Source organism: Aporhodopirellula rubra (genome assembly GCF_014192335.1).
Lineage (GTDB): Bacteria > Planctomycetota > Planctomycetia > Pirellulales > Pirellulaceae > Rhodopirellula > Rhodopirellula rubra.
In genome coordinates, this window is sequence record NZ_JACHXU010000009.1 from 18,689 (window position 1) to 38,266 (window position 19,578).

A 19,578-nucleotide genomic window follows, 5' to 3' on the forward strand; every position below is an offset into this window, starting at 1 on the left:
AACTAACCGCCGCAGCCACCACATCCTCCGCATCCGCCTCCACAACCCGCGTCACCACCGCCGGAACTGTCTCCGAGTCCAAAACTATCGAAGAGTCCGCCGCTACTACCGCCGTCGCCCGTACTCGTCCAATCCGCCCAACCGCCTGCCGTCGATGCCTTCTCCATGGCAGAGACTTCTTCGGCATACAACATTTCATTTGCCCAGAGATCGGATGGGTCTGAAAAAAGATACGCCGCCGCGACAGGCCCCCAAAACGCCAGGTACGGTAACTCATCGAAATCAGCATTGGCGTCCTCGCGATACAACTTCAGATTCGTTTCGGGCAAGTCATACTGTGCCCGCTGCTGAACCGCACGCCCCGCCGCAGACAACCGCACGCGACTCGCCCAGTGCATGGCGGCCAGGATTCCGATCACCGCAATCACCATTTCCAAAACTAACAAACCAATGGGGCGGTTGTTGTCTAAGCCTTGCAAGCATCGAATCCCACCGACGAGTAACAAGACCATCGCGATACCAAACGCCCCCGAATAAAACCGGCTGCGTTGATACGAACTCCGTAACAAACCCGAATCACTCATTTGCGTTTCGGCGTTCGCTGCGGTCGAATGGATCGCCAACATCAACCGCTTGAGTGTCTGAGGCTGTTTGCTCTCTTCGAGATAGTCCGCGATTGCCTCCATCGAACCGATGGCGATCGGGTCATCGTCTCGCTGTACCTGCAACGCATGCCGATTGACGATCGAGAAAACCTGCTGATCACAACTGACGACGCCACGCTTTTGCAACGCGACAAGCGTTGTTTGCAGCAAGCGTCGTTTGCCTCCCGTCAGCACGGCCAGTTGCCCCCATCCGAGCCTAGAACTCAGTCGGTTATCGGTCGACCGACCGTTGCTGATGTGGAACCAGATCCAGAGAAATGCCAAACCGGTTGCGATAGCCAAGCCATTAGCAGCCAAAAATTGAGGGCCGTGCAAATTGAATGGGAACAACGCAGCCAACGGCGTAACGGCCAATCCCCCGATCGCATAATGCGAACCAGAAACACCCGGACGGCCGAAGGCTATCTTCGGGACCAACCAATACTTTCGGCGGTCAATCCGAACCGATGAGACGGACTGAGCGAATCTTTCCTCCGTCGACGGCCAAACTTCAGCCGGTGCGGCACCAAATGCTTTTTCATAGGATGCCAAAGTCCGTTCATACTGATCCTGATATCGAACCCGTTCTTGGGAACCACCTTTCGTCGGCCCGTGATGCAAAGGAGCAGGCAGCACATTTTGGCAAAGATCGATCCAATAGTTCTCGGTGTAAACCAGATGTTGGTGCCAAACCTGATCAACGGCATCCGAAGGTGTGACTGAGTGCCCGGCAGTCGCTGCCAAAAACAGAAACCGCCGATACTCGTCAATACATTGGCGTGCATACTCGATCTCCCAGTTGTTCTCGCGAGCTAATCGTTGCGAAAACGCAAGCCCACGATTGGCTGGTGGCACGGTCCAGTCCGCAGGCTCGCCCCCGATCGAAAAATGAGAGATGTCTTGCCACAACGTGTCATGGTCGACGAATTCATGGTTCAGCTTCATCACAAAATTCCTCCAACCTCAACAGGCGGGAAAAGCGAGCAAGCAGGGCGCAAATGGAATGATTCTGAAGCGAATCCGAGTAAATTGCGTTTCCGAATGCATCGTATCGACGGCCAAAATCGCCTGCCCCGCTCCCTATCAATCACCAGCCCCGGCGTGGGGAAAACCACAAACATGTTCAACGCCGGTTCATTAGGTACGCTGCTTACTGGTAAACAAAGCACCCAATTTCATAGCCCGCCTGCAAAACCAAAACTCCGTCTCCGGACAGATTGGAATGCGGATAAATGCGAGCGGCGACTGTCAGCAAAACAGAAATCACGACGCAATCATTCGCGTTCTCGGAAAAGAACTCATGCGTGCTCTCATTAGCGATGTTCACGGCAATCTCGAAGCCCTCGATGCGGTGGAAAACCAAACGGCTGGTTTGGAAATCATCTGTTTAGGAGACGTCGTTTGCTATGGACCTGACTCCATCGAATGCGTTCGCCGATCAGGATCCTGGCATTCCGTCGTCGCTGGCCCACTCGACACTTCGATGTTGGATCATCGCCCCGATCAATGGAGTCCGACCATCAATGCAACAATTCAACGACTACGAAAACGGTTCAGCGATTCGCCTGACGCGCGCGAGCTTTTTGAAACGATCGCTTCGTATCAATCGGAGTTCACATCGAACGGAATCTTGCATTTCCATGGCGTCCCCGGAAACGTGCGAGACTGGATTTTTCCAGAAGAAATCTACTGCGGAAAAAAACTCGACCGCATCGCCAACCATTCACAACATGCGTTCATCGGGGGCGGCTCCCACATCCCTGGCATCTTTCGCAGGAACCAATCGAATTGGGAATTCACGACTCCTCAGAATGGCAAGACATACGATTTGCCAACCGACGAGAAAACTATCGTCACCCTAGGATCGGTTGGGCAACCACGTGATACGGATCCTCGCGCCGCCTATGCGATTCTCGATGACACATCAATTACTTTTCATCGCGTCGACTACGACATCGAAAAAACACGACGGAAGATCGAAGACGATCCTGATACCGAGAACATCCACGGTGCGCGGCTCCCCGGAGGACGCTAGAAAAACAACATTCGAAAAAACAACATGACGAAGCTCCAATGCGAGTATCTAATCATCGGCGTAGTTACCAATGGATCGTTCCCCAACGAGCAATTCCACCGCAATCGGAATCGCAGTTGTAGATTCCCTACGAAATGACGCGTTCACTCCAGAAAGTGCGACGTCACTCCGATACTTCGTCTTCCACGACGTCGCCAATAACCAGCAGCGAACCGATGTACCAAGTGTGGTCTTCATAGCGTTTCGGATTCTCATCGAAGTAGGCACGTTTGCTCTCGAAGAGTATCTCACGCTTGTCGAGTTGTGTGGGCGTCACGGTGACTTCGAATCGATGAACGCCTAGCGGCAACCCCGATGCAAGACTTAGTTTGCTCATGCGATGATACGTGCAGTAACCGTCGATGCTCCTGCGTGACGACGGGGCTTGATCATCAACTCGAATTTGAACTTCGCAACCGTCGGGACCGAGCAGATGAAAGACCGCAGCGGCAGTTCCATCGAGAGTGAATTTCAAGGAAGCGTCTGGTTTCATTGCCTGATACATCTCGGGAAAATTCTTGTTAAAACGCTTGGCCAGGGAATCGGCGGCATCGAGTTTCCTCCATTCACCGTGCAACATTCGCTCGGTAATGGGTACCTGTTTGGCGTGTTCCCAATTGTCTTCACGCAGCGGCTCGACCAGCTCGTGCGGTTCAGTTTGCCCGCTGGCTTTCCGAATCGCCGGCCAACTGCGAGCAATCGTCTCGGTATACAACCGATGCCCGGTCTCGACATGAGGATGCACACCGTCGCTCGAGAAAACCATCGGTTTCACATCAGCGATATTTTCGGGCTTGGGTGCTTTGAACACCAGCTCGCCCGCTTCGTGCAGCTCGTTTACTTTGACGCCGAAGTGGATCGACGGAATTTGGTAATGATCAGCAAGCTCTTCCATTGCGCTGGCTGATTGCTGCATTTTGCCTGCCGCGAGATCTTTCAACATCGCCTCAGTCAACGTGTATACGAAGCAAATATCGATGTCGGGATTTGCCTTCCACGTTTGACGAACGATTCCCTCCATCGCTTGATGAATCTGTACCGGCGACGTTCCACCGTCGTTGACGGCAAACTCGACGAACATCATATCGGGTTGATGACGAAGAACATCGTTCTGCAATCGAAACACGCCAAGGTCGGATCCCGTGCCACCGATTGCGGCATGAATTTCTTCAAATTGGGCGTCAGGATACTGTTTTTGAAACCATTCGCGAGATTGAACTCGCCATCCGGGCGCGGCTGTAATACTACCCCCGAGATAGGCAATCTTCACACTCTTCCCCGCGTCCACCTTGGCTAGAAAGTTGGGCAGTCCGTTGCGGGGCGCACATTCCACCGCGTCGCGTCTAACGTGCGTGTCTCCAGCCACACACGAGGCGGCAAGGAAGGTAACCAACAGCATTCCAAGACAGCTTTTTCGTTTCATTCGTCAATCACTCGGTCAACCAGAAATGTTAAGTTAAGTCTCGTGGAGATGGGGACGTGCCTAGCGAGTGCAACATCCGCGCAAGTCGATCAATCATTCACTTCGGAAAGTTGCATGTCGTCGATGTAAATGGTGGCGTTCTCGGTCCCTTGGCTAACGAAGCCCAACCAGTCGAGACTTTTCCATTGCTCATGAACCAGCGGAAGATCCTGAAACGTCTGTGTTTCTTGGCCCTCGACCGTGACCGACACGCTCCATGTGCCCGCGTGATCGCCAATCGCTGCGGTCAATTCAATCTCCACCCACTGCTCGACAGGAATGTCAGTCAGGTTTCGCTGGGGCGTTCGCAGCATTTGATTTTCGAACCATAAACTCGGTCCGATTTGATATGGCTGGGAAGCATCACGCCACTCATGTTGGAAAACAGCGTCTTTGTCGAGTCGAATCGAATACTTGCAACAAACGGTTCCCTGATTGAGTTTGGGTGAGAACGAGAACATCGGGTAATAGCGATGCTTTTGCCCCGGCGCGTCGACGATCTGCAACGCGTGGGTTCCGCTCTTCGCCAATGGAGTCTCGACGACTCGTACGAAACTCAAATTCTTCTCGGCACTTATTCCGATTCCCGACGGAAGTTCGCCATATTCAAAGTCCTCTCGGAATGTAGGCGGAGGAGGAGGAAGCGGTTCCGGCGGCAACACCATCTCCGGCATCTTCAATGATTTAGCCTGGTCGATCCATTCACGATCACCGTAAACGCCTGCCTTGTCGACATCGAACGGTTTGAAACCGATTTTTGCGGCCGCCGAGAGGTCGGTAAAACGAAAATCATCGTTCTTCGAATCCACAAATTGCGGATCTTCGATTACCGATTCATCGCTGGTATCTATCTCGCCGACGTCGATCGTTTCGCCCATACGCCAATATAGATTGCCTCCAATTTTGACGCCGTCATCGCCCCACTTGCCATGAAACAACGTCGCGGTGTCATAACAGACGATGTTGCGTTCATAAGTAAACGAAAGATGATCCTCCGCTCGGCTTCGACGAACTTGATACTCACGCCCGAACGCGAAAATATTGTTCCGAATGACGTTCTCACGACCGTAGTGCTGATGGTAGCCGCCGGACTTTGTTCGATAGACCAAATTGTTTTCCATCAGAATGCCCGTGCTGCCTTCGTCGTTGTAAAGTCCCCAACCTCCGTAGCCCCACGATTCGATGTCATGGATCCGATTTCCTCGCAGGACGGTGCCCGGCGAAGGGCCAAGCGTGTAAATGCCGCCCATGTCACTGAGCCATCCCTTACCGAGGTGATGAATATGATTGAAATCGATTCGGTTACCTTTGGCCAAACTGGATCCGTATCCCCAGCGCCAACCCACCGATATTCCGGTGTAGTACATGTCCGCGATCTCGTTGTGAGTCACACGGTTGTATCCGCTATTTCCAATCCACACGCCAACCGCACATGGAAACAAATGCCCCGCGTCATGGATGATGTTGTTGTCGACGACAATGTCGCTGGTCCATTCCGACTCATTGGAGGCAATGCCTGTTTCACCGATTGGCACACCACCGGCGCCAAGATCGTGAACGCGAGAACGTTCGAGCCGGCAATCGCGGCACCCTTTGCGAAACCAAACTCCATAGTTGCTGACATGACCAATCTCACAGTCAGTGATGGTCACACTCCTGGCGCCATCAACTTGCACCGAAGCCCCTAAGTACGCGGCCGCCTGAGCAGGTTCGTAACCACCGGGCGGAGTCCTGTTTCCGGTGTGTCGAAACGAAAGTCCACGAAACGTCAGATTTTCAACCCAACGATCCTTCGCCGAATCGCCTTTGATGACTAAGAGTTGTTCACAGACGGGGATAACGCACTCGACGTCATCCATCTTTTCATCAGGTCGAGGGTAATAGTGAAGAGTGCCCTCAGCCGAAAGAAAGAACTCCCCGGGTTCATCCAACGCATTGAGATAATTTTCGAGCAGGTATCCCGTGTTCCGCGTTAGCGGATTCCAAGACTTCATACCGCGGCCTGAGGTCACGAGACGTCCGGTGGCGAGATCCGCACGTTCCAAGAATCGGCGAGTCGTGTCCCACTTATGAAACGCCAAAAACTGCACTTGTCGAATCTCCTCGTCACTCAAACCCCTGAGACTTGCGACATCTTCAGGTCGGGCCGTCAACACTTGTCGGGCTCGCTTACCGTCGTCGATCAGGTTTTCACTAGACCGTTCGAAGTAGAAAAAGAATTCGTCGGGCTCGCGAGCCCGAACGGCGCGTTTTCCGTTCACCCAAAGTTGCTCGAAACGCTGATCCCGTGGAATTTGACACGTCCAGAGATTGTCTGCGGATTTGGACCATTGCGAGACAATCCGTTGACCACCGGAGATAACAGGCGATGCATTTTTGGCGGCTTCGTAAACAACATTGCCGTCATCTACCCCAAACACCATTGGTTCCGTGATTTCATAAAACCCATCTTCGACTACAACGCGAAACGCCTGATCCGGTACTTCCGCTCGACGCTTTCGAACTTCATCTCGGGCTGCCTGAATGCTGTGGAACGGTCCCGAAGGGCTAACCTTCAATACCGTCTCCCCGACCGTCGCAGTGCCCGAAGTCGTCGATGAGTGGCTCGCATGTTCGGTCGTCTCCGATGCACTGGTCAGGTGGTAATCGGTACTTCTCGTAGCTCCGATCCCAAACTCCGTTTGAGTCATCTTTCCAACGTTGGATGTGAACGAAACGGAATCAAATGAATGCAACAGTGACTCGTAGGAATTGAATCTACAATCAGTCACATCAGACTCAATCGAAACGTGCTCGGCACAAAAACCAGGTGCAGTGGTCGCCAACAGCGCGAACCATGTCAAAGCCAGCATCTTCATATCGATGTTCGCTAACCAAGGAGGGAGGATGGGGAGGGACCGCATCGAGAGCTGAGGGCCAATCATGCATCTGCGCGGAAGGGCGACTTGCTCAAATCAACTGCGGCAAGCGGTAATCATAGCAGACTTGAATCGACGCTCGCAAAATCTCGCCACGTCGGACTCGCGGGCGATTTCAAGTGAGACCGCGAATACAATCAGCCCACTCAAACGCCATCTATCCACACAACAAAACCTGCTGGCAGTCGCCCGTGCGTCCGAGTTCTGCGATATCGACTAATGGCGAATAGAACGGCGAAATCACGGGAAAACTTGAAACCCTCGTCTGTTTCTTCAACACCCGCCTGCAATCCCTCAGTGGTTTCAACCGAAATCCCCCCCAAAAATGTCATGACAGTTTGCGAATCGAGCGAGCGTGGAGCCTCGCAAAAGTGTCTGAACATCATCCCAAAACCGTGTGTCATGCGTCGATTTAACCGGCGAATCGCCAATCGTCCCGCGTCATGGAACAACATTTTTCCGCCGCAATTCGCGCCTTCATCGTGGTACTTTGGTGCCCTCAAAGTTTGAAAACCACGAATTCCGGTTTTCAAAGATAGATATACTGGGCGCACCTCAACTCCGGGATTGATTGACAATGGACGAACCAATAGACGCACAAAATCGCCCCCAAGAAAAGGGACTCCTCGAACGCACAAAAGCGTTGCTGCAAGACGGTGCGGATCTTGCGATCGATGCGGCAGTTACCCTTGGCACCAATTCCATCGAAGGCGTCATCGCCGTTTCGGAGAACGCTCAATCAACGATCTCGGAGGCCGCAAACACCGGCCGTGGAATAAAGGATGCCGCGATTCAATCGGTCGCCGACACGGCCCAACAAGTGACCGACTCAGTATCGCAAACGGCATCCGACGCAGCGAACTCCCTCACAGAAGGCCTCGTTGCCGTGAAAGAGACAGCACAAGCCTCCATCGAAGAGGTTGCGAACACCAGTCGGGAAATCAAGGACGCCGCTTTTCAATCGGTCACCGAAACGGCTCAACAGGTGACTGACTCAGTATCACAAACGGCATCTGACACCGTTGACTCGGTTACCGAAGGAATCACCGATGCCGCCAACGGCGCAATCGATTGCGTCGGAGAATCCTTAGGCAGCCTCGGCGACCTACTGTAAATGAAGCCACCTCGTCCGACAATCAAACACGACTGGTGCAGCCGCCGAGTAATGCAGAGCGAGTAAGCGTGCCAAGCTCACAATTTGACGGCGCGAGAATCGCGGTTATGCCGAAAGTAAGATTCTTAGCGTGAGTGACTCGCCGCGGTATCAATAGTTTTCGTCATTCTCAAAGTTTTCACGAGACGCTCCGCCGCACCACCCGAAAGAAGTAGCATGAGCCACCAGCCGTGACCGTTCGCGCTTGATGAACTGGATTATCACATCTCGGTATCACCAACATGTCACACTCTACTTCTCATCGAACGCCCTTTGACATTGCTCGCCGAGCTCTCTGGTACGTCGGCAAATTTCATACGCCGCCGTCTCCCAACGTGTACAAAGTCTGGTATCGATACGTAGAGGGCATCGTTACGGTCGTTGCGAACCTGGACTACGCCGTTCACGATGCTAAGGCCGTCAGTGTCGAAAAGCTGGAAGAGATTCATCAGCAATACTGCGTCGATCCTGACGGCGCGAATGATGAAACGAGCGATCACTTGGCGAAGCAATTGGCATCATTGCAGTCAGCCATCGCAACTCAGTTGGTTGCAGGGACTCAATTCCGCGCCGACCTGGACGAAGCCTGTGAACCGCTGAAAGACGAATCACCTACGAACTCCACAGTCGTCTCGTGCGCGCATAAAATATTGGCGAGCAATGGCGCCATGCAACAACGCGTGCAAATCCTCAGCGAGCAGCTCGAAGCATCCGAGGCGGAGGTGCGAGCACTGCAGGAAGAAATCGCGGAGTCACGAAAAACATTGACCACCGACACGTTAACGGGCCTAGGCAACCGACGGCATTTTGATCTCGACATTCATCGTGCCTTGTCGCTCGCGGGCGCGGAAGCATTTTATTCATTCTTGCTACTGATTGACCTCGATCACTTCAAACAAGTTAACGACACCTTCGGCCATAAGTGCGGTGACGAAGTAATCCGGTACGTCGCTACACATCTTACCGAACTCTGCCCTGACGCTCCGATCTCGCGTCTCGGTGGCGATGAATTCGCGATCATCTTGTTCACCGACAATCATCAGAAAGCCACACGGGTCGCGTCGAACATACGTCAGTCATTCGCCTCGACGCCGTTGAAACTGAGCGCTGGCTCTGTCGAACTCGGAAACGTTGAGCTATCGATCGGTGGCGCGAGACTCCGATCAGACGACGACGCAAAGACCTGGTTCATCCGCGCCGATAAATTACTCTATCAAGCAAAAAAAGCGGGTCGTAACAGCGTAGTGCTTGAGGATTAACCAGCGAAGTAGACACAGCTTTCCTCGGTTCACACCCTCATGACGCATCACAGGGCGATTGCACGTCTTCGCTCCAACGGCAACCTTAGCTCCTTAGTTGGACGGATGCCGTTTATCGAACAACAGGCATCTTGGGAACAAGTTTCCAACCCACATGGAGGTGAAAACGCGATGGGGCCATCCCCCCAATTGAACCGCGGTTCGTGCGTTCCTTGGAACACAAGCGTCACTGCGTTGCTTTAGCCCCAGTGCCCCGGCAGGAGCCTCTCTTCGCAAGAACGCATCAACTACACCGCTAGCCCAGGCGATCGCATTGATCTTCAGATGTACGTTAAGGTGTATTGGGACGGCACATAAAACTCCGAATATGCTGCACGAACACGAGCGATATTCCAAGGTGTCTTAGGTCAATACGCAGCCAACAAATTCCGTGACATTCTCGACGGATTGCCGAACACAATCAGAACACCGTCTCGATCGATGACGAGACCAGTAAGCCTGGACCTCAGTTGACGGCCGAAGGAATTCAAGAAATGAACAAGCGGCCAGCCGCGACTCCCCCAGATTGATTCGCGACAATACAGAATCTCTTGTTCCCTGAATTTCGAGGACCAAAATCATCATGCAGCAAACCACCCCCAGCCCCCATGTTGCCACCGTAATACCGCAACGAAACACTTCTCTTTTCGCGGCATCTCTCGGCAGATGGATTCGTTTTCTGCTGATGATTTTGGTGGGCCTGCCATTTGCGTCTTCCCAATCCATTCGTATTTCCAAGCACGACGACTCGCTCGTTGGTGGGCAACCGTCATCGGTTACCGTCGATTTTGAATCCCCCAACGAAGGAATCATTCAGCTTCAATTGTTCACGACGGACTGGAAAAAGAAATCGGAAGCCGCTGTGAACGCCCCTGCAGGCTCAGGAACAAAAACACTCCAAGTCACCGTTCCATCGGATGCCAACATCGATGCGAGCTACCTATGGCAAGTCGTGCTGTACTCACGCGATTGGAAAAAGCTCTCAGAAGCCACGGTAACCAAAATTCATGTCACGGGCGTCTCTGCGAAAGATAGCGAGCCCACAACCGAGCCGAAGGAAGGTACGAACGAAGTGTCCAAGGAGGACGCTCCGGCATCAGTCACCGTGACCCCAAATGGATTTGCCATCGGAATCCCCGTGGGAAACAACGCATGGGTTCCACCGGGCGATTGGCAATTAGATTGGGCGGATGAATTCAGCGGTAATGGTCAGCCGAAAGGGTGGTATCCGTTGCTTGGCTACGCCCCGGACTCATTCAAGCGAAACGCGGCAAAAGGAATTCGGTGGAGCGGCTCAACCGCCGATTCCGCTTGGATGTACAGCACCAAGTCTGGGAACCATGTTCTCAACGGTGAAGGGCAACTGGTGCTCCGGATCGTATGCGATAAAACACAAACCAACGAACATGGCCCCAAGGTCAACGCGGCTTACCTGCTCAGTGGATATCCCGAGCGATGGGACAGCACCGAACCAAACAACGTCAAATGGGGCGGACGATTCTTTAGTCCCGCCGACGGTCCGTTGTACATTTGTGCGAGCGTTCGCACGGACGAGGTGCTGGGGTATTCAACCTGGTTCGCATTTTGGTTGTTTTCGGAAACCCGCGCCTACAACGGTAACCCCGCGGACGGGACCGAAGTCGACATCATCGAAATAGCCAAGGGCGCACCGCAGTACATGTCACAGAGCTTCATCGTGGCAAACCACTGGAAAAAAATCTCAGGATCGGAATCCAAACAGTTCAACTCGGCATCACGCCCTCGTCCGACCGAGTACGTCGACGTCAACGACGATCAATTCCACGCGTACGGGATTGAATGGTCGAAGGATTCGATGAAGTGCTACGTCGACGGAAAACTTTATTACACATTCACCGAAAACATTCCGACCGATCCCGTCGACATGATGCTTCTTCTGACAATGGATTTTAAGCCGAACGCCTGGGATCCCAACCAGGGCGATGGGCGGACCGAAGGCCCATTCGTCTCCGACACGGCACAATCTCGAGAAATGTCACGAGCACTTGTCGATTACGTACGTGTATTCCGGAAACAATGATCTCGATCGCATCGTTGATGCAGACGCACATTAATGCGTTGGCGCTGACTCGGTGTTAGAGCACCGTGATGATCGCGACCTAAATCGTCGTCGGTTGATCGCCCTATTCGGAAGGACGTCATGAGTCATTCGTAACGCTTCCTGTCGTGGGTAAGTAAATATGAAAGACCGTCCCTTCGTTGACCTCACTTTCAACCTCGACGCCACCTCCCATATGGGTGACGTCCGCGAACACGGTTGACAAACCGAGCCCGGTCCCCTGACCAATCGGTTTGGTTGTAAAGAACGGTTCAAAAATGCGTTTTTGGATTTCAGATGTCATTCCACAACCTGTGTCAGCAATGCTCATCTTTACAAAACAACCGGAGCTCGCCTGTTCAAATGAAGACACCCGGCTTTCATCGAGCTGTTCGCATGTCGTGTGCACCGACAACGTTCCCCCGTCGGGCATCGCATCGCCGGCATTCCTGGCGAGGTTGATGATTGCCTGTTCGACCTTACCGCGGTCGGCTTTGCCGGATGGCAATTCAGGATCGAGTTGAAAATCCAATGTGATCCTGTCCGTGACCATTTGCTGGATAATCCGGTCCAAACCACGAATAACCGTATTGATGTCGATTGGTGAGACATCGGGCGCTTTCTGTCTCGAAAAAGTGAGTAACTGTTTCGTCAGATTTGCACCCCGACGACCACAACTCCTCACATCTTCCAATGCCAGTTGGATTTCAGGTGGCAACGTGCCCGGCTTTTCATTGAGCAACACGTCAACGTTACAGAGGATCCCGCAAAGCAAATTATTGAACTCGTGCGCGACTCCGGCCGCCAATTGTCCAATGGCTTCCATCTTTTGCGTGTGACGTAATTTTTGTTCCAAGACCTTTCGTTCGGACATGTCATATTCGGTCGTAAAGATCAGCGGAGGTTCACCCTCAACGTCAATCCGGTTTGCGTGGACACCAACCGGAAAGAACGAACCGTCCTTACGGACGTGCGTGTTTTCTACATAGAAAGGTTTGCCGGTCATGATTTGCCGCGTTCGCTGCTTGACCAACCGCCTACCTTCGGCGTCATCAATGTCGGCGACCGGTCTGCCGACGAATTCCTCACGAGTGTATCCGTGCATCGTGTACGCCGACTGACTCGCGTCGATGATGATCGGAATTCCGTCCTCGGTGTTCGGATCCAAGATCATGCAATAGTCGCCGGCCTGTTCAAAGAGCGCACGAAAACGCTTGGCGCTCGACTGCAACTTCTCTTCGGCGACCTTGCGTTCGGTGATATCTTGGGCCGTACCAAAGAGCCCCACGGCGTTGCCGTTTTCGTCTCGAAATATTTCTGCTTCGTTGCGAATCCAAACGACAACGCCGTCCGGCCGCAAAGCCCGGTGCTCACAATCGAACCAGTCGCCACTTTCCACCGCCTGCGATAGCGCATTGGACCAGAGCTCGAAATCCTCTGGATAGATAAGAGATTTGGCAACCTCAAACGAGGGTACCGTCTCGTCAGGATCGACACCAAAGATGCGATACGTTTCATCCGACCAAGTCACGACGCCGGAGCTGACTTCCCAGGAGAAACTGCCCAACTTGGCAATGTGCTGCGCTCGAGCGAGGTCCGCTTGGATACGACGGAGTGAATCGTTTGACGTCTTCAGTTCCTGAGTTCGTTGTGCCACGGCCTCTTCGAGATCATGCGCCCTTTGCACGAGGTGCCGATGGATGGCGCGACGCACGTGCCGGACGAGTTCTTCGGGATCTCCCGCTTTTTCCACATAGGCGAATGCCCCCCAATTTATCGCTTCCTTAGCCGACTCATACGAGCTGAAACCGGTGTGAATAATCAATGGAATCACGTCCGAAAAGTCGCTCAGCCTTTCGAGCAATGTCATTTCGTCGAGATCAGGCAACCGAAGATCAACAACCGCAACATCAACGTCGCCCCAATCCAACCGTTCGAGTGCTTCCGACGCGGTACCACAGACAACGACGTCAAAGTCTTCTGCTTCGAGAATCACAGCGACCGTGTCTCGTAAGTCTTCTTCGTCGTCCAAGAGAAGAACACGCGGTCGGTGATGTACGTTCGCCGATTCACTCACTGACGACCCCCGTGACATGATCGGTGCGAAGCATCGATGGCGCGGTGTGACGAAACGGGCTTCGACGTGTTCATACCGTATCCGGTTTACGTTGGTCACCGGACATCCTCCGTCCGATCAGACGCTGCAGCATGGTGAGAACGTGGTCAATATCGAGTGGTTTTCTAACAAACGTGTACGCATTTCGCTCAACAGCGGCTCGGGCGAGTGCCTCCAGTTCTTTATCTAATCCTGCAATCATGATGACCACGGAATTGCGTGATCTTTTCCTGATCTCCAAATAAAGTTCGAGTCCATTCATCGCAGGAAGTGCGACGTCAATGAAGATCAGTTCGAAACGAATCTGTTGCACCAACTCCACCGCACGATCCGGAGAATCGACCACCGTAACACGATAACCATGTTGCCTGAGTTGCTGATTCAGTAAAGACGAAGTGCGTTCTTCACTTTCGACGACCAAAATCGCAATGTCGGTGGCATCGTGAATCAGCCCGATCACCTTGTCGAGATCGAGCGGTTTGGGCAGAAACGCTACCGCCCCATCATCCAACGCTGCCTCCTTCATTTCGTCAGTGCAGTACGCGCTCATCAAGATGACACGAAGGCCTGTCTGATGACACCGAATTCGGCGAAACGTTTCGACGCCATCAATCCCCGGCATGCGAACATCCATCAGTACGACGTCGAAACGTTCTTGACTGCAACGCTCGACCGCCTCTTCCCCTGTAGACGCCGTAACGACCTGATATCCCTCCGCCTCGAGAATAGCCGCCAGGGTTTCTCGCATGCTTTCCTCGTCGTCAACGACGAGAATTTTTGAGGTCGTTCCTTCAGTTAGTTCAGTAGTCATAGTGGTTTCCTTTCTTGATGCAGCGACAACCGAAAGACAAATGATCCGTGAACACAGTTCAGAGGTTGATGAAAAACGAAAGCGTGTTGATGAATCTTCCCGAGACTTGCAAAGACAATGACTACGCTTTCCTCGATCTATCGCATGTCAACAATGTGAATCAGTGATGCAGTTCCGTGTGAGTTACGACAATAAGTTTACCTCAGCACGTCCGGTTTGGTCCGGTTGCCGAGGAAGTGAAATTTGAAAGGCGGCTCCACTCCCATCCCCCTCAACGACGGCAATGGTCCCGCCGTGTCGTTCGATGATTTGGCGACAAATCGACAGTCCTAGTCCAGTGCCCGTCGTCTTGGATGTCACGAGCGGTTCGAACAATGTGTCACGCACATCCGCATCGATTCCAGGTCCGTTATCACGAAAAACGATTATGTCGTCGGCGTCGTTCCGCGTTGCTTCGATGATCAATTCGCCATTGCCGCCCATCGCCTGTACTGCGTTGCGGATCAGGTTTGCAGCAACCTGTTTGAATTGTCCTGCGTCGACAAAAAACAAGAAGGGATCTGGCGTCGTCACGACCCTGCAACGAACGTCGCCCATGTCTTCCACTTGTTTCAAGGTCTCATTTACCGCCCGATGCAGGTCGACACCCGATGTCACGGGGGCTTTCGATCGTGTCATTTCCAAAAGGTTATTGATGATTCGGTCGGCTCGCGTCGTCTGTCGATCGATCACATCGAGAAACCGTATCGTTTTGTCTTCTTCCTTCAATCCGTGTCTCTTCAAAAAGTAGGCGGCGTTCCGGACCGCACTCAACGGATTCCGCAACTCGTGAGCGATACTACCGGATAATTGGCCGATCGCCGCCAGCCGGGTTTTGCGCACCAGGCGTTCGCGAGTTCTCTCCAACTCTTCCTCAACTCGCCTTTTCGCCTCGTCCTGCTGTTTCAAAAGTTGCTGCTGCGTCTCCCTGTATCTCTCTTCGGACCTTCGTCGTTCGACAATTTCACCAATCAAACGTGCAGAACTCGCAGCCCGCTCTTTCGCCATTTCGATGATGTACTTGGGGCGTGGCTCATAAGTGGACGCAGCTCGACGCAGCGAGTCGACATCGACCCCCAGCGTTTCGGTGATGGTTTCGAGAACCGACGGGTCGGTGGTCGGTGTTCCGTAACCAACACTAATCGCGCCGACCACACTCCCTCCCGCACGGATTGGCACCGCATAGACACGACTCCCACAGCCGCAAATGCTATCGACCGGCTGTCCGGATTCTATCGAGGGCGCGGCAGTGCAGTTCCAGCAGTCCTCGTGAAAATTCCATCTCCCACTGCGAATTGCCTCGGCGTTATCTCGCGTTCCACATCCCTCGCGAGATTTTTCGTCAATCAAACGAACCCAATCCGACCGCAGAACCCGAAACGCATAATCACCATTGACTTCATACACGGCAACTGACGTCCCCAACAGCGCCATCAGGTCGGCCGCGATATCACGGAGCGTCTCTTTTCCGACCGAATCGGCAATCGTGCGTTCGGTATTCAATTCGGTGAGATCACCATAGGGCGGAAATCGTTCCGACTCAGACGCATCGGTCGGAGCCGATTTAGTGAGCAACCATTCGATACGGTGCAGTTCTTCTTCGGCCTTCCTGAGTTCGGTGACATCTTGGACAACCCCAAACATTCTCAGCGGCTCGCCTGCCTCACTGAAATACGCTTCACCTCGGCCCGATACCCAACGCATTTCACCGTCCTGACGCATCGCTCGATACTCAAATTCGGCTTTCCCGTTGTTGGCTAGAATCTGATACACGTCATCGATGGTAGGTCGGTCTTCCGCGACGACAAACTCCAAAAAGGATTCATAAGTAACGTCAACTGAATTCGGCTCCAGTCCAAAAATGCGATAGACTTCGTCGGACCAGTCAAATTGGTTTGTTCGAACATCCAGATCCCAGTTGCCCAGGTGCGCCACCTTCTGGGCTTCTTTGAGCCTGCGTTCGCTTCGGCGAAGCTCGACTTCGGTTTGCTTTCGCTCAGTGATATCCTGAGCCATTCCAACCAGTTTGACCGCCGTCCCGCTTTTGTCTCGAAGGACTTCCGCCACACTGTGAATCCATGCGATAGTTCCATTGGGCCGCACGATACGATAGTCATATTCAAACGGCTCGAAGCTACGGAGGATCATTTCATCAAAATGGCGTTTCCACTGACCAACCTCTTCGGGATGAATCAGGGAAAACAGCAGATCGAGCGTGGGCTCTTGAGGCGGAACCCCGAAGACATCAAACATGTTCGCCGACCAAATGACCCGATTGGTAGCGATCTCTCGCTCCCAACTGCCCGCTTTTCCAATGTGTTCGGCGTGCTCCCGCAAACGCTGGCTCGTGCTTAACTTACTCAGTGTGTGCCAACGTTCCTCTGCGACCTTTGCTAATTCTTGTTCAGCCTTTTTTTGGGCCGTCACCTCAACAATCTGAACCACGTAACCGGTCGTCTCCCCTTTGATTCTTAGCGGGATCACGTACATATCGAGATGGATGACGCCAGTTCGGCTGGTCTTAAATTGAATGGGAGTATTTGAATAATCAAAATTGAAGGAGGCCGAAACAACGACCGCTTCGCCTCGCCGGAGAGCCTCCCTGTTTTCGGATGACAGATTGGGATCATCCCAAAAATTGAAACCATCGAGCTGACTCGTGTCGTCGACTCCAAACAGATCCAATGTCTTTTGATTTGCCGAGAGCAGACAACCACGCAAATCGTATAACTGAATCGCCAGTGGCGACTGTTCATAGAGCCCCCTGAATTTTTCTTCACTTTCGACAAGCCGTTTTTCAGCCTTTTTCTGCTCCGTGATATCCCATGTCGTGAGATACACCTTTCGCAATGAGTCTCCATACCCTGGGACAACAGCACATTTCACGTAAATGTCGATATCGTGACCGCGAAGTGTCTTCGCCATTGCCTCGCATTCAAAAACGAACTGCCCATTGGCGATGGCGATCAATCGCTCTCGAACAGCTTTGTAAGATGCCTCAGTGAATGTCGAGCTCAAATTGGCCAGCAATTCCTCTTTGGAATTCGCCTCAAACAGTCGCAATGCCGCAACGTTGACATCAGTTACCTTTATCAATTGGGCACACGCAACAACCTCGCTCGGATTGATCTCAAAGTATGACCTGAAATCGGCGATCCCATCTGCGACGAGCCCCATGATGTACGCCTTGACTTCGGAAAAGTCCTCTTCCCATAACGGCACTGGGGAATTCTCAAAGAGCGATTGGTAATGCTCTTGGTTTTGAGATTGGGTGATGATGGACGCTTCCACACCCTCACTGACCACCCCCGATACGTCGGCTCCGGTCACCGTGTTGCCATCGACCGCCTGCCGACCGAGCGACTGGATGATTCGCTCTTTTTCTGCCAAACGAGTGCGCAGCACTTCTATTTCGGCACGCATCTGCTCGGTTCGTAAATGTCCGGCCGATGAGGCGTGTTCGCTTGTCATTGCCACACCACTCAATCAAATTCAGTTTGCCCAGAACTCCGCCCCCGTTGCGAAAAGTTGTCAATCTGATCGATAACGGATCAAGCGTGGAAAGTACCGCCTCTGCTCCCGAGACGATCGGATCCCGTTGCAATCAGTGAACACAGAATCAGTGAATTGCAGAAACGGGATGAACCATCCCAGATCCTACCGTCTGGCCGAGTGGCTTCCAACCAGCGGTTCAGATTAAGCACGAACACATCAACATCGCACGCTCATTTGCAAGCCTACGGATCGATTTAGGAATCGTTGGCCAAACGGTATTCCGTCACCATTCCCACGAGCTGAGCGACCGATTCAACGCACATGCGTTTGGTGATGTTACTGCGGTGCACTTCCACAGTCTTCGGTGAGATGTCGAGCTGATAAGCGATTTTTTTGGTCGCCATCCCGTCAACGACCAATCGCATGATTTCCTTTTCCCGATCCGTCAGACCGTCTATCAGACGTCCAATTTCGTCGAGCCTGCGTTTCTTCACTCGTCGATTTCGGTCTTTCTCAATCGCAGCGGCAACACGATGTTTCAAGCATTCAATATCGAGCGGTTTTTCAAGGAAGTCGACCGCGCCCATTCGAAAACTCTGGGTCGCGTCTTGAATGCTGGCGTGCCCGGACATGAAAAGAATCGGGATGCGGATATCCCGTTCCCGCAGTTCCTCCTGAAGCCGATGTCCGCTCATACCGGTAAGGCACAGATCGAGTACCAAGCATCCGACGTGATCATCCTGATACTGATCGAGAAAGTCTTCCGCCGATCGAAACGAAATTACGTGATGCCCGACTTGTTCGAGACACCGCACGACGCCCCGGAGGACAACGTCATCGTCGTCCACGACGTAGACAATTGATTGAATCTGCGAGTTCATGTCATAGATACTACTAGAGGTACCAAAGATCCGCTCGGTTGAATTCGGCCGAGCATCGCCTGCTGTTGAGGTACGACTATAGCGATCGTATGAAATGTCGGGCTCGCCCACCAGCGGCCCGAAATCGAAGGCCCAAATCCCGAAGCCAGCCCACCAGCCCGACCCGCTTGCCCCAAGCGAATCGGACGTCCGACGACTGGGTTATGTCGGTACGCTGGTAGGTCGGCTGTATGCGTAAGGATCGGTCAAATTCGGCGCACTGGCACATAAGGGTTTCCCTATTCCGGCACTATTTCTAGCGTTTGTTGATTTGCGGGGAGCTAGTTATTGATACCTGAAGAGCACAACCGCCATTCAAGGGGGTGTTTTTTCAGTGAATCAAAACGGGCACAGAACAACGGGCATCGATAAGGGGCACACCGATGAAACTCGGCAACAGATCATCAAACTCGCAATCGTTGGCGGCGTTGACGTTTCGCCACATGCAACGACCAATAACCGGCACATGCTTTCAACCGAGACATCAATTCATGCGTTCGGCATCCGCTCCAAATACGCCGCCGGCGGCATACGCATCGCTGCCGATCGCACGATATCCCAAATGGCTCAG

Annotated in this window: 12 protein-coding genes; 4 read left to right on the plus strand and 8 right to left on the minus strand. The window is 52.9% G+C overall.

Features of this window, described 5'->3' with window-relative positions:
• Window positions 1-2 precede the first annotated feature (2 nt).
• Window positions 3-1,589 (minus strand): TIGR04222 domain-containing membrane protein, encoded by a 1,587-nt coding sequence (locus FHS27_RS13470; RefSeq protein ID WP_221225096.1) that lies wholly within the window; start codon window positions 1,587-1,589, stop codon window positions 3-5.
• Window positions 1,590-1,944: 355 nt separating this feature from the next.
• Between FHS27_RS13470 and FHS27_RS13475 the strand changes: the two genes are divergently transcribed.
• Entirely contained in the window at window positions 1,945-2,679 is a 735-nt protein-coding gene (locus FHS27_RS13475; RefSeq protein ID WP_184305457.1) for a metallophosphoesterase family protein, read from the plus strand.
• Between the two features lie 163 nt (window positions 2,680-2,842).
• Here the strand turns inward: FHS27_RS13475 and FHS27_RS13480 are convergent, their stop codons facing one another.
• The 3 genes from FHS27_RS13480 to FHS27_RS13490 all read right to left on the minus strand — a co-directional run bounded on the left by FHS27_RS13480 (window position 2,843) and on the right by FHS27_RS13490 (window position 7,676).
• On the minus strand, window positions 2,843-4,141 hold the full coding sequence (locus tag FHS27_RS13480) for an SGNH/GDSL hydrolase family protein (protein ID WP_246419749.1): 1,299 nt from the start codon (window positions 4,139-4,141) through the stop codon (window positions 2,843-2,845).
• A gap of 89 nt (window positions 4,142-4,230) precedes the next feature.
• Window positions 4,231-6,951 (minus strand): right-handed parallel beta-helix repeat-containing protein, encoded by a 2,721-nt coding sequence (locus tag FHS27_RS13485; protein WP_315854560.1) that lies wholly within the window; start codon window positions 6,949-6,951, stop codon window positions 4,231-4,233.
• 293 nt (window positions 6,952-7,244) lie between these two features.
• A complete protein-coding gene (locus FHS27_RS13490; protein WP_184305458.1) occupies window positions 7,245-7,676 on the minus strand; it encodes a hypothetical protein in 432 nt (143 codons plus the stop codon).
• Here FHS27_RS13490 and FHS27_RS13495 point away from each other — a divergent pair.
• From FHS27_RS13495 to FHS27_RS13505, 3 genes are all read left to right on the plus strand, one after another.
• The gene (locus FHS27_RS13495; RefSeq protein ID WP_184305459.1) at window positions 7,676-8,212 is read left to right on the plus strand and encodes a hypothetical protein; all 537 of its coding nucleotides are present in this window, start codon (window positions 7,676-7,678) and stop codon (window positions 8,210-8,212) included. The two genes, FHS27_RS13490 and FHS27_RS13495, sit on opposite strands and share 1 nt — an antisense overlap.
• Window positions 8,213-8,493: 281 nt before the next feature.
• Window positions 8,494-9,510 carry a GGDEF domain-containing protein gene (locus FHS27_RS13500; RefSeq protein ID WP_221225097.1) on the plus strand — a complete coding sequence of 339 codons (1,017 nt, stop codon included), beginning with the start codon at window positions 8,494-8,496 and terminating at the stop codon, window positions 9,508-9,510.
• A gap of 622 nt (window positions 9,511-10,132) precedes the next feature.
• Complete coding sequence (locus tag FHS27_RS13505) at window positions 10,133-11,608, plus strand: family 16 glycosylhydrolase (protein WP_184305460.1); 1,476 nt, start codon at window positions 10,133-10,135, stop codon at window positions 11,606-11,608.
• 118 nt (window positions 11,609-11,726) lie between these two features.
• On the opposite strand, the gene FHS27_RS13510 is transcribed toward FHS27_RS13505, so the two are convergent.
• The 4 genes from FHS27_RS13510 to FHS27_RS13525 all read right to left on the minus strand — a co-directional run bounded on the left by FHS27_RS13510 (window position 11,727) and on the right by FHS27_RS13525 (window position 18,968).
• Window positions 11,727-13,658 carry a hybrid sensor histidine kinase/response regulator gene (locus tag FHS27_RS13510; RefSeq protein ID WP_184305461.1) on the minus strand — a complete coding sequence of 644 codons (1,932 nt, stop codon included), beginning with the start codon at window positions 13,656-13,658 and terminating at the stop codon, window positions 11,727-11,729.
• 115 nt (window positions 13,659-13,773) lie between these two features.
• The gene (locus tag FHS27_RS13515; protein WP_184305462.1) at window positions 13,774-14,553 is read right to left on the minus strand and encodes a response regulator; all 780 of its coding nucleotides are present in this window, start codon (window positions 14,551-14,553) and stop codon (window positions 13,774-13,776) included.
• A 183-nt stretch (window positions 14,554-14,736) separates the two neighbouring features.
• The gene (locus FHS27_RS13520) at window positions 14,737-18,015 is read right to left on the minus strand and encodes a PAS domain-containing protein (RefSeq protein ID WP_184305463.1); all 3,279 of its coding nucleotides are present in this window, start codon (window positions 18,013-18,015) and stop codon (window positions 14,737-14,739) included.
• A gap of 326 nt (window positions 18,016-18,341) precedes the next feature.
• Complete coding sequence (locus FHS27_RS13525) at window positions 18,342-18,968, minus strand: response regulator transcription factor (RefSeq protein WP_184305464.1); 627 nt, start codon at window positions 18,966-18,968, stop codon at window positions 18,342-18,344.
• Window positions 18,969-19,578: the final 610 nt, after the last annotated feature.

Coding starts and splice junctions, on each gene's coding strand:
- FHS27_RS13520 (WP_184305463.1), bottom strand. CDS start 18,015: ATGCGTGCCGAAATAGAAGTGCTGCGCACTCGTTTGGCAGAAAAAGAG.
- FHS27_RS13475 (WP_184305457.1), top strand. CDS start 1,945: ATGCGTGCTCTCATTAGCGATGTTCACGGCAATCTCGAAGCCCTCGAT.
- FHS27_RS13515 (WP_184305462.1), bottom strand. CDS start 14,553: ATGACTACTGAACTAACTGAAGGAACGACCTCAAAAATTCTCGTCGTT.
- FHS27_RS13480 (WP_246419749.1), bottom strand. CDS start 4,141: ATGAAACGAAAAAGCTGTCTTGGAATGCTGTTGGTTACCTTCCTTGCC.
- FHS27_RS13500 (WP_221225097.1), top strand. CDS start 8,494: ATGTCACACTCTACTTCTCATCGAACGCCCTTTGACATTGCTCGCCGA.
- FHS27_RS13470 (WP_221225096.1), bottom strand. CDS start 1,589: ATGAAGCTGAACCATGAATTCGTCGACCATGACACGTTGTGGCAAGAC.
- FHS27_RS13505 (WP_184305460.1), top strand. CDS start 10,133: ATGCAGCAAACCACCCCCAGCCCCCATGTTGCCACCGTAATACCGCAA.
- FHS27_RS13525 (WP_184305464.1), bottom strand. CDS start 18,968: ATGAACTCGCAGATTCAATCAATTGTCTACGTCGTGGACGACGATGAC.
- FHS27_RS13495 (WP_184305459.1), top strand. CDS start 7,676: ATGGACGAACCAATAGACGCACAAAATCGCCCCCAAGAAAAGGGACTC.